Here is a 14,550-nt window from a genome sequence, read left to right as displayed (position 1 = left end):
ACATCACGCTCTCGAACGGGTGCGGGATTCTAAATCGAGAACACGAGCCGCACGTCCTGGCCCCGGCTCGGACTCTTTTGTTCGGAAGGGCAGCCTCGCTCATGCGTATTTCCCCGGGCCCCGTCCCATGCCGTGCGACCTCGTCCGCCGCACGCGCGCCGCACATCCTGCATGTCACCCAGCCCGTCGAGGGCGGTGTCGCGCGGGTCGTCACGGACCTGGTGGCGGCTCAACTCGCCGCGGGGCTGCGGGTGACCGTGGCCTGTCCCGAGGATGGCGTGCTCGCGGACTCCCTGCGTGCGACGGGCAGTTCGGTGCTCCGCTGGGACGCGACCCGCTCACCGGGGATTGGACTCCGGGGCGAGGTACGGCAGTTGGCGCGGATCCTGCGTGACGTACGGCCGCATCTCGTGCACGCGCACAGTGCGAAGGCGGGACTGGCTGCCCGGCTCGCGGTCCGCGGCAGCCTGCCGACCGTCTTTCAGCCGCACGCCTGGTCGTTCGAGGCCGCGGACGGGCTCGTCGCCCGTCTGGCGCTGGGCTGGGAGCGGTTAGCGGCGCGGTGGGCGACGCGCATTGTGTGCGTGAGCGAGGCGGAGCGGCGTACCGGCGAGCGGTGCGGGATCAGTGCCCTGTGGCGCGTGGTCCCCAACGGTGTCGACACGCTCAGGTTCCAACCGGAGGGGGACCGTGCCGGGTCGGGGGCGGGTCCGCTCGTCGTGTGCGTGGGCCGGTTGTGCCGCCAGAAGGGGCAGGACGTGCTGCTTCGGGCCTGGCCCGAGGTCGTACGGCAGGTCCCCGGCGCGCAGTTGGTGGTGGTCGGCGACGGTCCGGACGCGGACTTGCTGCGCTTCTGTGCGCCCGATTCGGTGACGTTCGCCGGCGCCGCATCCGACGCCGCCCCCTGGTACCGGGCCGCCGACGTGATGGTCCTGCCGTCCCGCTGGGAGGGCATGGCGCTCGCCCCGCTGGAGGCCATGGCGTGCGCCCGGCCAGTTGTCGTCACGGACGTGGACGGGGCGCGCGAGAGCCTTCCGCCGGAGCATCTGCCGTACTGCCTGGTGCCGCCCGAGGACCCCGACGCGCTGGCGCGTGCGCTGACGGCGCTGTTGCGGGACGAACAGCTGCGCGCGGCGCTGGGCGCACAGGGCCGCCGGCACGTGCTCGCCGCTCACGATCTACGGCACGCGGCGGACGCCGTGATCGACGTGTACCGCGAATTGCTCGGCGTCGTTGTCACGCCGGTCGTCGTACCCAACTAGAGCAGGAAGTGCATCACCAGATGACTGCGGAAAGTACCGTTCCCCCTCCTGCGGGGCAGCCGCGGGCGGCAGAGCGCGCTGTCTCCGTCCTCGCCCCGCGCGGCCCCGCAGCCGGACGCCGACTGCCCGCCGGGCCAAGAGGCCGCCGTCCGCGGCGGATCTCCCCGGTGCCCCTGCCACTCGTCGACGGCGGCGCCGCCCTGCTGGGGGGCCTGGTCGTGCCCGGTGCCGTCAGGTACCCCTTGGTCATCGCCCTGCTGGCCCTCGGCGTGATGGGGCTGAACCGGCGTGCCTGCCTGTACGACACCTCCCTCGTTCGTGGCGTGCTCGACGAACTTCCCGCCGTCAGTGGCCGGATCGCCGTCGGCTGGGCGGCCGTGGCGGCGCTCTCCCCACTGCGGCCGCTGCCGCTGACCGTGCTGGTCGGCGCGTTCGCCGTGCACTGCACGGCGGCTTTCGCGGGCCGCGCGGCGGTGCACGGACGTCGGGCGCGGCGGCGTCGGCCCAGTCCCGCCCTGGTGGTCGGTCCGGTCTCGGCGGCCCGGCCGGTCGCGGCCGCGTTGCTGCGTCAACCGGGCTGCGGAGTGCGGCCGGTGGGCCTGGTCACCGACCCCCTGGACGTCCTCACCGGGGACGGCGACGGTCCCGAGTTGCCGGTGCTCACCACGGATCAGGAGACGCATCGGGCGGTCATCCAGAACGGTGTGGCGACGGTGCTGGTCGTGGGAACCGCCACCCGGGTGGAGAGGACCGCCCTGCTGCGGGATCTCGCCACGTACGGATGCGTGCTGTGGGAGCTGGACGCCGACTCGCCGTCGTACGGCCTCGGCGGGCGGCGTGAAGGGGCCGGGCATCTGGCGGGCTTCTCCCGCAGGCTGCTGAGTCCGGACGGCGGACGGCGGCGCGTCGGCGTGGGCAAGCGGGTGCTGGACATGGTGCTGTCGGGCTCGCTGCTGTTGCTGGTCTGCCCGGTGCTGCTGGTGTGCGCGGTCGTGCTGCGGGTCATGGACGGACCCGGCGTGGTGTTCCGGCAGGAGCGGATCGGCAAGCACGGGCGGCCGTTCACCCTGCTGAAGTTCCGCACCCACCGGCCCGCCAGCGCGCACGAGGCGGCGACCCGCTGGAGTGTGGCGAACGAGCAGGAGATGAGCCGCTTCTGCCAGTTCCTGCGCCGCACCTCGCTGGACGAGCTGCCGCAGCTGTGGAACGTCTGCCGCGGCGACATGAGCCTGGTCGGCCCGAGGCCCGAACGGCCTTATTTCGTCGCCAAGTTCAGCCAGACCTACCCGTACTACCCGGAGCGTCACCGGATGCCGACCGGGATCACCGGGCTCTCCCAGATCCACGGGCTGCGCGGCGACACCTCCATCGAGGACCGGTGCCGCTTCGACAACGCCTACATCGACAACTGGTCGCTGTGGCAGGACATCTGCATCCTGGTGCGCACCGCGATCCTGTTCGTACGGCCGACGGGGAGCTGAGCACGGGTGAGCACTCCCTCGGCGGCCTCCGTACCACTCGTGCCGTCGCTGTCGGCGCTGCACCGGGCCGCTCCCGTGCTGCCCGTCGTGGCGGTGATCGCCCTGCTGGGGCTGCCGACCACGCCGGACAGCGGTGCCACGCCCGCCGACCTTGCCTCCGGGCTGGTCGTGCTCTGGGCCGCCGTGGACGTCGTACGGCGGGCGCGGCGCCCGCTGACGCGGACGGCGGCGGTCGTGCTCGGGCTGCCCGTGGTGGGCATCGCGGTCGCCGCGACGGGGGCGGTGACGCCCGGCGACGGGATCGCGGGCCTCGGCCGCTATCTGCAGGTGTTCGTGCTCGTCCCGCTCGCGGTGGTGCTGCTGGTGCGCGAGAGGCGCGACGCCCGGCTGGTGCTCTGGTCGCTGGCCGGACTCGCGCTGTGGCAGGGGGCGGTCGGGGTGCACCAGTACCTCACCGGCACCGGGGCCTCGTATCAAGGGGCCGACATCCGGGCGGTGGGTACGTTCGGGCCGTCCGACGTGATGGGCATGTCGACCGTGGTCGCGTGCGGGGTGGTGGCCCTGACCGGGCTCGCCCTCGGGACGCCGGTGCGGCGGCAGCGGGCCGTGGCGGCCGGATGTGCGCTGGCGCTGCTCGTGCCGCTCGCGCTGTCCTTCAGCCGGGGTGCCTGGATCGCCACGGCCGTGGCCTGCGGGGCGCAGCTGCTGCTGGCCGGGGTGCGGCGGGCGGTGAAGTTGTTCGCGGCGGCGGTCGCGGCCTCGGTCGTGCTGGTGGGCGGGCTCGGCGTGGGCGCCGCGGCGCTGCAGGAGCGGCTGACCAGCATCACCCAGGTCACCGACACACCGGACCAGTCGGTCATCGACCGGTACACGATGTGGGCGGCGGCCACCGACATGTGGCAGGAGCACCCGGTGACGGGCGTGGGTCTGAAGGCCTTTCCCGCCTACCGGGACGCCCATGCCTCGCTCGCGCTGTCGTCGGGCAGCGACACCGAGGGAGCGGGCCAGGGCTACCGCCGCCAGCCGCTGCTGTCCCCGCACAACATGTACCTGCTGCTCCTCAGCGAGCAGGGACTGCTGGGCCTGCTCACGGTGGCGGGCAGCTGGCTGGCCCTGCTGGTCTGCGCGCTGCGCGGGCTGCGGCGGGCGGGCCGCGCCAGGGACTGTGCGCTCGCGGCCTGCGGTCTGCTGCTGTGGCAGCTCGTGAACTTCCTGTACGCCGACATCGGCGGCCCCTCCACCACACTGACGGCGATCTGCTTCGGCCTCGTCGCCTGGTGGGCGCTGGCCGGCGGAGCCACGACGGGTCCGGCCGCGGAATCGGGCGCGCGGTGAGGCCGGGACCCGCGAAGACCGCGGGCGCCCCGGACCACGCGCCCGGCACGGACGGCCCGCTCCCGGCGGGCGGCAGCGCCGGCCCGGCCGCCGCACGGCCGGCGCACGACACTCCCTCGCGCCGCTTCCTGGCCAGGGCGACGCTGCTGTCCGCCGCGCTGTCCATGGCCGGGGCCGTCCTCGGCCTCGGACGGGACCAGGCGCTCGCGCACCTCTTCGGCGCCGGCGCGGAGACCGACGCGTTCCTGGTGGCCTGGACCGTGCCCGAACTGGCGGCGACCCTGCTGATCGAGGACGGCATGGCGTTCGTGCTGGTGCCCGCGTTCAGCGCGGCACTGGCGCTGCGGGCGCGCGGTCACAGCACCCCCGATCCCGTGCACGCCCTGATCGCCGCCTCGCTGCCGCGGCTGTGCCTCGCCTTCGCGGCGACGGCCGCGGCGGTCGTGGCCGGGGCCCCGCTGCTGGTCTCCTCCCTCGCGCCCGGTCTGTCCGACCCGTCCCTCGCCGTCTCCTGCACCCGGCTGACCGCGACCTGCGTGCTGAGCTTCGGGCTGGCCGGGTACTGCAGCGCGGCGCTGCGGGCCCACCGTTCGTATCTCGCCCCCGGCGCGATCTACATCGCTTACAACGTCGCGATCATCGGCACGATGTTCGTCCTCGGTGCGCACTGGGGCGTGCGGTCCGCCGCTCTCGGTGTGGCCCTCGGCGGGTGCCTCATGGTCGCCGTACAGACACCGTCCCTGGGCCGGCGGATCGCCCGGCGGCCCGGGCGGCCCTCCTTCACGTACGACGGGGACGGCGGCCGGCCGCTCGCGCCCGGCCTCGTCTGCGCGGTGCTGCTCTTCGCACTGTGCCGGCAGTCGCAGGTCCTCATCGAGCGCTACTTCGCCTCCACGCTGCCCGCCGGCGCCATCTCGCACCTCAACTACGCCCAGAAGGTCGCCCAGTTGCCGATGTCGCTGTCCATGATGGTGTGCGTCGTCACCTTCCCGGTGGTGGCGCAGGCCATCGCCGAGGGCGACACCCGGCGGGCCCGGGACCGGGTCGAGCGGGACGTGCTGCTGATGGCCGGTCTCGTCCTGCTGGGCGCCGCGGTGGTCGTGGCCTGCGCGCCGCAGATCGTCCAACTCCTCTTCCAGCGCGGGGCGTTCACCGCGCAGGACACCGCCGCGACCGCCGCCGTGATGCGCGTGTACGCGGCCGGGCTGCTCGGGCAGACGCTGGTGGGGGCACTCGTGCGGTCGTACTTCGCGGCCGGCCGCACCACCTGGTTCCCGCTGGGCGCGATGGGCGTGGGCGCGCTCGCCACCGTCGCGATCAGTGCCTGTGCCGTCGGACGGTGGGGTGCGTGCGGCATCGCCGCGGCCAACGCGACCGGCATCACCCTCACCGCGCTGCTCCTGCTGTACGGCCTGGGGACGCACAGCGTGCCGGTGCGCGTCCGCCGCGTCGTCGCCGAACTGGCCCGACCGGTGTGCGCGGCCGTGTGCGCCACCGCAGCGGGCCTGGTCTGTGCCGGGCTGTTCGTCTCGCCCGCGGCGTCCGTCGCCGCCTGCTGCACCTGCGTGACCGCCGTCTTCCTCCTGCTGGCCTGGCTCCTCGACGCGGCGGACGCCCGGTCCCTCCTGCTTTCTGTCGCGCAGTTCCTCCGTCACTCCGTCACACGAAAGCTGGGCCATGGTCGCTGACGTATCCGCTGCATCGCGTACGGCCGAATTCGATCCCAGACCGCCCGTGAGCAGGCGCTCCAAGCGGGGCCCCGCGGCCTGGGTGGCCATGTATCACTCCGTCTCGGACTGCCCGGACGACCCGTACAACGTCACCGTCACCCCCGCGCGCCTCGACCGCCAGCTCGCCTGGATGTCCGCCCGCGGTCTGCGCGGGGTGAGCATGCGGGAGCTGCTCGCGGCGCGCGCCCGTGGCACCGAGCGCGGCCTGGTGGGGCTCACCTTCGACGACGGGTACGCCGACTTCGCGAGCACCGCGCTGCCCGTGCTGTACCGCTGGGGGTTCACCGCGACCGTGTTCGTGCTGCCCGGGCGGCTCGACGGCGAGAACGCGTGGGAGCCGCTCGGACCGCGCAAGCCGCTGCTCGACGTGGACGGCATCCGCCGGGTCCTGGCCGGGGGCATGGAGGTCGCCTCGCACGGCCTGACCCACCTCGATCTGACCAAGGTCACGGACGAGGTGCTGCACGCCGAGGTCAACGACAGCCGTCACCGGCTCGCCGGGATCACCGGCAGTGATGTCGAGGGCTTCTGCTACCCGTACGGATACATCGACGAGCGCGTCGCCGCCGCGGTGCGCCGGGCCGGTTACCGCTACGCCTGCTCGATCTCCCCCGGCCCGGACGGCTGCGGCGACTTCGCGCTGCCCCGCATCCACGTGGGGCAGACCGACACCTCGGCGCGTCTGGAGCTGAAGCGACGCCTGGCCCGGGTCTACGGCCGCGCGGTGGGGGCCGAGTGAGGGTCCTGCACGTCATCACCGGCCTGGGCGTCGGCGGGGCGGAACAGCAGCTGCGCCTGTTGCTGCGTCACCTTCCCGCGCAGTGCGACGTCGTGGCCCTGACCAACCCCGGCCCGGTGGCCGCGGGTCTGGCCGCCGACGGTGTCCGCGTCGCCCACCTCGGGATGGGCGGCAACCGCGACCTCGGCGCACTGCCCCGCCTGACCCGGCTGATCCGCGCCGGCGGCTACGACCTCGTCCACACGCACCTGTACCGGGCCTGTCTCTACGGCCGGATGGCGGCGCGCCTGGCGGGAGTTCGGGCCGTCGTGGCCACCGAGCACTCGATCGGCGACACCCGGCTGGAGGGCCGGCCGCTGACCGCGGGCGTGCGCGCGCTGTACCTGGCCGGTGAGCGCATGGGCCGTGCCACGGTCGCCGTCTCACCGGCGGTGGCCGAGCGGCTGCGTCAGTGGGGCGTGCCCGGGCCGCGCATCCATGTCATCCCGAACGGCATCGACGCGCCCCTGTTCCGCTTCGACGAGGTGGGCCGCAAGGAGGCCCGGATGTTCTACGGGCTGCCGGAGGACGCGTACGTCGTCGGCGGTGTGGGGCGCCTCGCCCCGGGCAAGCGCTTCGACCTGCTCCTGCGTGCGCTGTCCCGACTGCCCGGTGACGTACGGCTGTTGCTGGTCGGCGGCGGGCCCGAGGAGCAGGCGCTGCGGCACACCGCCCGGCGGCTCGGGATCGCGGACCGGGTGGTGCTGACGGGCGAGCGGCCGTATCTGCCGGACCCCCACGACGAGGCGCCCGGCCTGGCCGACCTGCTGTCCGCGATGGACGTGCTCGCCTCGCCGTCCGCGGAGGAGGCCTTCGGCCTGGCCGTGGTGGAGGCGCTGGCGGCCGGGCTTCCCGTGCTGTACGCGAGCTGCCCCGCCGTCGAGGACCTGCCCCCGGACGCGGCACCCGGCGCTGTGCGCGTCACCGGCGGCGCCGGCGCGTATGCGCGGGAACTGCTGCGGCTGCGGGCGGCGGGACCGGGCGAGCGCACCGCCCCGGACGCCGTGCACCGCTACGACATCGCGTGCAGCGCCCGACAGTTGATGGATGTGTACACGGCCGCTCTGTCCGGCTCGACCCTGGAAGTGAGTTCTCCATGACCGACAACCCCGCTCAGCCGCCCCGGCTGTCGCACCGTACGCGCCCAGGTGTGAAGCGGCTGCCCTCCTGGTGGCTGCTGCCTGCCGGCGCGCTGCTCGGTGCCATGGCCGGCGGCGCGTACGGAGTGGCGAAGCCGCCGCAGTACACGGCGACGAGCTCCGTCGTCGCCGTCGCGGCCGGCCGGTCCGACGTCGACTGCGCCGACGCGCTCGGCTTCGCGCAGGCCTACGGCCGGGTGGCCCCGCAGCTCGCGGTGCTCGGGGACGCGCAGGTGACGGCCGGTGTGCCGGCGGCGACGCTGCGCGAGAGCGTGCAGGTCGCGACCTCGCCGGACGCGCCGATGGTCTCGGTGTCGGCGACCTCGTCGAGCCCCGGCCAGGCCGCCGACATCGCCAATGCCGTGTCCGGCGCGCTGGTCACGCAGGCGGGCCACACCAAGACCACCACCGGCATCCGGCTCGAGCGCCTCTCCCGTGCCCTGCGGCCCACCGAACCGTCGTCCCCGTCCTGGAAGCTGACCCTGCTCGTGGGTGCGGGCGCCGGAGGTCTGCTGGGCGGTCTCGCGCTGCTGGTCCGGCCGCGGCGGTCGGCGGACGCGGGCGTGGCCCAGGCGACGGTGCCCGGTCCGACCCACGCCGCGGACGCCCACGGGATGCTCGGATGACCGCGTCCGGCCGCGCGCTGTCGGTGGAACTGTGCACCGACGAGCGCACGTTCGCCGCACTGGCCGAGGAGTGGGGAAAGCTGCACGGGTCCTGCCCGTCGGCGACACCGTTCCAGAGCCATGCCTGGCTGCACTCCTGGTGGCTGTCGTACGGCACACCCGACGGGCTCAGGCTCTTCCTGGTCCGCCGGGGCGATGAACTGGTGGGCGCCGCACCGCTGATGCGCGTGCGGCGCCCGATGCCCAAGCTGATGCCGATCGGCGGCGCCATCTCCGACTTCTGCGACGTACTGCTCGCGGAAGGTGAGGCCGAGGAGGGCAGCCTGGCACTGGCGGACGCCCTCGCCGGCGCGGCCCGCACCGCTCTGATCGACTTCCGGGACGTCCGGCCGGGCAGCGCCGTGGAGCGGATCTACCGGCACTGGCGCGGTCCGCGCTGCCGGCTGCGGGACTCGACGTGTCTGGAGCTGCCCGCCCTGCCCATGCCCGACCTCATCAAGCGGCTGCCGACGGCGCGCGCCCAGCGGATCCGCAACAAGGTGAACAGGCTCGGCCGGCTCGGCGTCGAGTGGCGTGTCGTGAGCCACGAGGAGACGGAGCCCGCGGTGCGGCGGCTGCTCGAACTGCACCGGCTGCAGTGGGAGGGCAAGAAGGTCACGCCGGAACACACCCGGCCGCGGTTCCTGGAGCACCTGGTCCGGTCGGTGGTCCCGATGGCACGGTCCGGCCAGGCCGCGGTGACGGAGTTCCTGTTCGAGGGCGCGGTGGTGGCCGTCAATCTGCATCTGCTGTCGGGGGCGATGACGGGCGAGTACCTGTACGGCTTCCATCCGCGGCTGCGGGAGAGCAAGTTGGACGTGGCGACGATGCTGCTGCGCGCGTCGAGTGAGCTCGCGTCCAGCGGCGAGGGCCGGATCCTGAGCATGCTGCGCGGCGACGAGCCGTACAAGTACCGCTGGTGCCCCGAGACGGTCCACAACCAGCGTTTCCTGCTGGCCGGCGTGCCCACGGTGCCGCTGCTGGCGGCCACCGCCGGTCACTCCGCGGCCCGGCACTCGGCCAAGAAGGTCCTGCGCAGGAAGCCCGCCGTCCAGGATCAGGGGTAGCGGGACCCTGTCAGTGGGCGCAGCCGGTGCGCTTGGCGCCACTCACGGGTGCCGCCCCGTTCGCGACGGGCGCCGGCGTGCACTGGGGTGGCCGGGCGGGTGTGGCCGGCGGGGTCGGTGCCGGTGTCGGCACTGGCGCCGGCACCGGTACCGGGACGGCGGGGGCGGGAGTCTTGGGCGGGACGGGCGGAAGGGGGACCGTCGGCCCCGGTGTCGGCTCCGGCGTGGGGACCCTGGACATCACCGCGCGGTACACGGCGGAGGCCTCGGGGTTGGTGGCGCACTGCCACACGCCGTGCGGGCAGTAGTCGGTGACCGTGTTGTAGAGCGGCTTGTGCTCGTCCATCCAGTCGAGCATGCGCAGCATGTACGTGGGGTTGTCGCCGTTGCGGAACAGTCCCCACTCGGGATACGAGATCGGCTTGCCGTGCTCCCGCGCGAAGTCCACCTGGAACTGCAGGCCGTAGGGCTCCGACACCTGCTCGTCGAACGAGATGCCGTGCGGCTGGTCGTACGAGTCCATGCCGACGATGTCGACGACGTCGTCGCCCGGGTAGCACTCCGGCCACGGAATCGCGTCGGCGCCCCGGCTCGGGGCGAAGTCGAACTTGAACTTCTGGCCCGGAACCGAGCGCATGACGGTGACGATGCGCCTCCAGTACTCCTTCCAGTTGTCCGGATCGGGGGCGCAGCGGTGGGTGTACGTGGTGCCGTTCATCTCCCAGCCGAGCACGAGGATCGTGTCCGTCGCGCCGAGGTCGACCAGTCGCTGCGCCAGCACCCGGAAGTGCTCGTCGTACGCGCCGGCGGCGGCGCGCCGCAGCAGCCGTCTGACGGCCGTGTTGGACATGTCCGACTCGTTGTGTTCCATCAACGGGACGTTGAGCACGAACATCCGGTCGGCCTTGGCCTGCCGCCACTTGGCCCAGCTGTCGAGGAAGCCGTTCCCGCCCTCGATGTTGCTCCACACGTCTCCCGGCAGATACGTGTGTCCGACGCGCAGTTCGGCGCCGCCCAGCCAGCCGCTGAACTTGTTGATGAGCTCCAGCCCCTCGGGCTCGGAGTCGAGGAACGCGCCGAACGCGGCCGGCGGCTGATCCGCTCCCGCGGGGAACGGCGCGGCGTCCGAGGGCAAGGGGGCCGGAGGCAACGGGGTGGGGCCGGGGGCGCCGGGCGCCACGGGCGGGGGGTGCTTCGGGTCCGGGTGCCGTGCCGAGTCGCCCGGGAAGACGGGGCCCCAGGCCAGAGCGGCCGACGAGAGCACGGCGGCGGTGAGGAGAGCCAGTCGCCTGAAGGCGGACCGGCGGCGATCGGGGGCCACTCGTCCTCCTTCGCCGCAGTTTCCGTCAACAGTGACACATAGTCATATATCACTTAATTGCCCCACTTGAGTCAGACGGCTGGGCGCGGCTCACCCGCAAGAGTGACCGGGAAAAGACCTTCAGCCGCCGTACAGCCCGGCTATCTCCTCCGCGTACACCGCCGTCACCGCATGCCTCTTCACCTTCAACGACGGGGTGAGCAGACCGTTGTCCTCCGTGAACTCGCCGTCGACCAGAGTGAAGGAACGGATCGACTCGGCGCGGGAGACGGCCTCGTTGGCGTAGTCCACGGCCTTCTGGACGTCGGCGCGCATCCGCGGGTCCCCCACGACCTCGGACATCGGGGTCCGGGCGGGCAGCTTACGGACCGTCAGCCAGTGGGCGACGGCCTCGGGGTCGAGGGTGATCAGCGCGGCGACGAAGGGGCGGTTGTCGCCCACGACGATGCACTGGCCGATCGGCGGGCGGCTGCGCAGGCGGTCCTCCAGGACGGCCGGGGAGACGTTCTTGCCGCCGGAGGTGACGAGGATGTCCTTCTTGCGGCCGGTGATGGTGAGGTAGCCGTCCTCGTCGAGGGAGCCCAGGTCGCCGGTGGCGAACCACTCGTCCTGGAGCACGGCGTCCGTGGCGGCCGGGTTGTTCCAGTACGCGCCGAAGACGACACCGCCCTTGATGAGCACCTCGCCGTCCTCGGCGATGCGCACCGCGGTGCCGGGGACCGGGGGGCCGACGGTGCCGGGGCGGGGTCGCAGCGGCGGGACGATGGTGGCGGCGGCGGTGGTCTCGGTCAGGCCGTAGCCCTCGTAGACGATGATTCCGGCCGCGTAGAAGAACAGGTTGAGGTTGCGGTCGAGGGGGGAGCCGCCGCTGATGGCGTAGCGCATGCGGCCACCGAGTTCCTTGCGGACGCGGCGGTAGACCAGCAGGTCGTACAGGGCCCAGGCGGCGTAGAGGGCGGGGCCGGGGCCCTTGCCCGTCTCGAGGAACTTGTTCAGGTACGCCTCGCCGAAGCGGACGCCGATGCGGTCCGCGCGGTCGAAGGACGCGCCGCGGCCGATCTTCTCGGCGGTCGCACGCCCGGTGTCGTGGATCTTCTCGAAGAGGTACGGGACGCCGACGAGGAACGTCGGGCGGAACTCCTTGAGGGCCGGGCGGAGTTCGTCGGGTTTGATGCTCGGGCAGTGGCCGATCTCGATGCGGGCCATGAGGCAGGCGATCTGCAGGGTGCGGCCGAGGATGTGGGCGAGGGGGAGGAAGAGGAGGGTCGAGGCGGTCTGGCGGGTGACCTCCTTGAAGATCGGGTGCAGCAGCTCGACCGTGTTGGCGGCCTCGGCATGGAGGTTGGCGTGGGTGAGGACGCAGCCCTTCGGCTTTCCGGTGGTGCCGGAGGTGTAGCAGATGGTCGCGGTCGTGCCGGGGGTGAGGGCCGTACGGCGTTTGGTGACCTCCTCGTCGGGGAGGTCGCGGCCGAGGGCGGTGAGGCCGGTCAGGGCGTCTTCGTCGTCCAACTGCCACAGGCGCGGCTGCTGTTCGTGGCGGGCCGTGCCCGTCGTCACCGTGGCGGTGTTCTCGGCGGTCTCCGTGACGACGAAGCGGGCGTCCGAGTCGCGGACGATCCACTCCACCTGGTCGGCCGAGGACGTGGCGTAGATCGGGACGGTCTGGCCGCCCGCCGCCCAGATCGCGAAGTCCAGGACCGTCCACTCGTAGCGGGTGCGGGACATGACGGCGACGCGGCCGCCCGGTTCGAGGCCGGCCGCGATCAACCCCTTGGCCACGGCGGTGACTTCGCGGGCGAAGGCCGCCGCGGTCACCGGCTGCCAGGTGTCGTCGTGCCTGCGGCGCAGGACCACGGCCTCGGGGGCCTCGGCCGCGTTGGCGTAGGGGAGGTCGGCGGTGCTGCCGGTCGTGATGCGCGGGGCGAGGGCCGGAGTGCGGGCCTCGCGTACGACGCCGTCCTGGTCCCTGGTGACCTCGACCTTGGTGCGGGCCGCCAGGTCAGTGCGCTGCTTCGCCCGTTTCAGGTCCTTGCGTACGCCCATGACGGCTCCCGGTCGGCTCTGACTGCGAGGCCAACTTACTCACAAGTAAGGGATGGTCAATGGTTCCGACAGCACCTGGACTGATGTGCTAGCCCAGGTCGCGGTGGGCCTGGTCGATCGCCTCCGCGAGCTGTCGTACGTCCTTGTCCTCGGTCTTCTTGGCCAGTTGGCCGGCGCGATCCTCGAGTCGGCCGAGTCCGGGGTCGCCGGGGAGGGTGGCCCAGCGCTCGTCGCCCTGGCGGAGGGCGTCGGCGAAGTAGGCGGCCACGGCGGTGACTTGGAAGCGGGGGCTCGCCTCCCACAGGGAGTCGTCGAGGGCTCCGGTCTCCAGTGCGCCGGACTTCTCGTGCGGGTCACGGGTGTTGGGGTCGAGCCAGCGGACGGTCGCGGTGGCGAGGTGGCCGTCGGCGCCCGGTTTCGTGCGCACGGCGTAGAGGGCGGTGACCGTGTGGCCGGGGCCGACCTCACCACCGTCGACGTGGTCGTTGCGGAAGTCGTCGTCGGCGACCTGGCGGTCGTCGTAGCCGACGAGACGGAACTCGGCGACCGTCTCGGGATCGAAGGCGACCTGGGCCTTGGCGTCACGGGCGGTCAGGTCGATGTTCTGCGGGAGTTGGGTGCAGAAGACCTTGCGGGCGTCGTCCGCCTCCGACACGTACACGGTGTGGCCGTCGCCCTTGTCGGCGAGGCGTTCCATGAGGGCGTCGCCGTAGTCGCTGCCGACTCCGACGCCGAAGAGGGTGATGCCGTACTCGCGGCGGGCGGAGGAGATGCGGTCGAGGATGGAGTCGGGGTCGGTGTCGCCGTCGTTGGCGAGGGCGTCCGAGACGAGGACGACGCGGTTGGTGGCGTGCTCGCGACGGCCCTCGACGGCGGTGGCGTAGCCGGTCTCGACGCCCGCGCCGAGGTTGGTGGAGAAGGTCGGCTCCAGGCTGTCGATCGCGTCGTGGATCTCGCCCCGGTGGCTGCCGAGGCGGGTCATCGGCAGGACCGTCTCCGCCTTGTCGCTGAAGGTGACGAGGGCGACCGAGTCGTCGTCGCGCAGCCGGTCCGTCATGGTGTCGAGGGACTTCTGGGCGAGGTCGAGACGGCCGGGCTCGGACATGGAGCCCGAGATGTCGATGACGAAGGTGAGGGCGGCGGGCGGGCGTTCGCCGGTCCGGTCGGTGGGGCGGGTGGCGAGGCCGACGCGGACCAGGGACCAGTTCTTCTCGTCGGTGCGGGCGCCGTCGACGGTGACCGTGAAGCCGTTGCCGTCGGGGCGTTCGTAGTCCTGACGGAAGCTGTTGACGAACTCCTCGGGGCGGATGGTGGAGGGGTCGGGGCGCTGTCCCGCGGCGAGGGTGCGGCGCGCGTAGCCGTAGGAGGCGGTGTCGACGTCGAGAGCGAAGGTGGAGAGGTAGTCGGGGGACGGGGCGAAGTCGCGGGAGGTGTCTCCCTGGTCGTCCTGGCCGTCCTGCTGTTCGCCCGCGGCAGCGCTGTTCTGCGGGGCGGGTGCGGGGAAGCCGGTCCTGTGCGAGCCGTCCGAGGCCTTGCTGCCGCTGGACTCGCTCGCGCTGCAGGCCGTGAGCAGCAGACCGCTCGCCGCCGTGAGCGCGAGGAGAGCGCCCCGCAGCCGGCGGGTGCGGTGGCCGGTGCGGCGGTGTGGCGTGCCCGGTCGTGGTGTTCGGTACCGCTCCATCTTCCGTGCCTCCTCGGTGCGTTGACGTCGACGTCTGTGACTGTGACG

At 72.8% G+C, this 14,550-nt stretch carries 11 protein-coding genes; 8 read left to right on the top strand and 3 right to left on the bottom strand.

The window, feature by feature from the left end; translation table 11 throughout:
- The first annotated feature begins 101 nt into the window (after positions 1–101).
- From OG303_RS31490 to OG303_RS31455, 8 genes are read left to right on the top strand one after another with little or no spacing between them, the layout of a single operon-like run.
- Positions 102–1,262 (top strand): glycosyltransferase, encoded by a 1,161-nt coding sequence (locus OG303_RS31490; protein WP_405872610.1) that lies wholly within the window; start codon positions 102–104, stop codon positions 1,260–1,262.
- 20 nt (positions 1,263–1,282) lie between these two features.
- Positions 1,283–2,743: an exopolysaccharide biosynthesis polyprenyl glycosylphosphotransferase gene (locus OG303_RS31485; protein ID WP_405872609.1), complete on the top strand. Its 1,461-nt coding sequence runs from the start codon at positions 1,283–1,285 to the stop codon at positions 2,741–2,743.
- 6 nt (positions 2,744–2,749) lie between these two features.
- The gene (locus tag OG303_RS31480; protein ID WP_405872607.1) at positions 2,750–4,078 is read left to right on the top strand and encodes an O-antigen ligase family protein; all 1,329 of its coding nucleotides are present in this window, start codon (positions 2,750–2,752) and stop codon (positions 4,076–4,078) included.
- Positions 4,075–5,766 carry a lipid II flippase MurJ gene (locus tag OG303_RS31475; RefSeq protein WP_405872606.1) on the top strand — a complete coding sequence of 564 codons (1,692 nt, stop codon included), beginning with the start codon at positions 4,075–4,077 and terminating at the stop codon, positions 5,764–5,766. Before OG303_RS31480 ends, OG303_RS31475 begins: the two co-directional genes overlap by 4 nt.
- Positions 5,756–6,547, top strand: coding sequence for a polysaccharide deacetylase family protein (locus OG303_RS31470; protein ID WP_405872604.1), 792 nt, complete (start codon positions 5,756–5,758; stop codon positions 6,545–6,547). The genes OG303_RS31475 and OG303_RS31470 overlap by 11 nt, the downstream gene beginning before the upstream one ends.
- The gene (locus OG303_RS31465; RefSeq protein WP_405872603.1) at positions 6,544–7,686 is read left to right on the top strand and encodes a glycosyltransferase; all 1,143 of its coding nucleotides are present in this window, start codon (positions 6,544–6,546) and stop codon (positions 7,684–7,686) included. Before OG303_RS31470 ends, OG303_RS31465 begins: the two co-directional genes overlap by 4 nt.
- Entirely contained in the window at positions 7,683–8,351 is a 669-nt protein-coding gene (locus OG303_RS31460) for a lipopolysaccharide biosynthesis protein (RefSeq protein WP_405872602.1), read from the top strand. Before OG303_RS31465 ends, OG303_RS31460 begins: the two co-directional genes overlap by 4 nt.
- Entirely contained in the window at positions 8,348–9,457 is a 1,110-nt protein-coding gene (locus OG303_RS31455; protein ID WP_405872601.1) for a GNAT family N-acetyltransferase, read from the top strand. Before OG303_RS31460 ends, OG303_RS31455 begins: the two co-directional genes overlap by 4 nt.
- A gap of 10 nt (positions 9,458–9,467) precedes the next feature.
- Here the strand turns inward: OG303_RS31455 and OG303_RS31450 are convergent, their stop codons facing one another.
- The 3 genes from OG303_RS31450 to OG303_RS31440 form a co-directional block, all read right to left on the bottom strand.
- Complete coding sequence (locus OG303_RS31450; protein WP_405872600.1) at positions 9,468–10,778, bottom strand: glycoside hydrolase family 26 protein; 1,311 nt, start codon at positions 10,776–10,778, stop codon at positions 9,468–9,470.
- A 120-nt stretch (positions 10,779–10,898) separates the two neighbouring features.
- Positions 10,899–12,821, bottom strand: coding sequence for an AMP-dependent synthetase/ligase (locus OG303_RS31445; protein ID WP_405872599.1), 1,923 nt, complete (start codon positions 12,819–12,821; stop codon positions 10,899–10,901).
- A gap of 88 nt (positions 12,822–12,909) precedes the next feature.
- The gene (locus OG303_RS31440; protein WP_405872598.1) at positions 12,910–14,502 is read right to left on the bottom strand and encodes a von Willebrand factor type A domain-containing protein; all 1,593 of its coding nucleotides are present in this window, start codon (positions 14,500–14,502) and stop codon (positions 12,910–12,912) included.
- Positions 14,503–14,550 lie beyond the last annotated feature (48 nt).

This window comes from Streptomyces sp. NBC_00005, assembly GCF_045160215.1.
Taxonomy (GTDB): domain Bacteria; phylum Actinomycetota; class Actinomycetes; order Streptomycetales; family Streptomycetaceae; genus Streptomyces.
This window is presented reverse-complemented; position numbering and strand designations above follow the sequence as displayed.

What these genes read in the sequence shown, in the direction of transcription:
- OG303_RS31445 (WP_405872599.1), bottom strand. Translation starts at nt 12,821, where the DNA reads ATGGGCGTACGCAAGGACCTGAAACGGGCGAAGCAGCGCACTGACCTG.
- OG303_RS31490 (WP_405872610.1), top strand. Translation starts at nt 102, where the DNA reads ATGCGTATTTCCCCGGGCCCCGTCCCATGCCGTGCGACCTCGTCCGCC.
- OG303_RS31460 (WP_405872602.1), top strand. Translation starts at nt 7,683, where the DNA reads ATGACCGACAACCCCGCTCAGCCGCCCCGGCTGTCGCACCGTACGCGC.
- OG303_RS31455 (WP_405872601.1), top strand. Translation starts at nt 8,348, where the DNA reads ATGACCGCGTCCGGCCGCGCGCTGTCGGTGGAACTGTGCACCGACGAG.
- OG303_RS31485 (WP_405872609.1), top strand. Translation starts at nt 1,283, where the DNA reads ATGACTGCGGAAAGTACCGTTCCCCCTCCTGCGGGGCAGCCGCGGGCG.
- OG303_RS31470 (WP_405872604.1), top strand. Translation starts at nt 5,756, where the DNA reads ATGGTCGCTGACGTATCCGCTGCATCGCGTACGGCCGAATTCGATCCC.
- OG303_RS31440 (WP_405872598.1), bottom strand. Translation starts at nt 14,502, where the DNA reads ATGGAGCGGTACCGAACACCACGACCGGGCACGCCACACCGCCGCACC.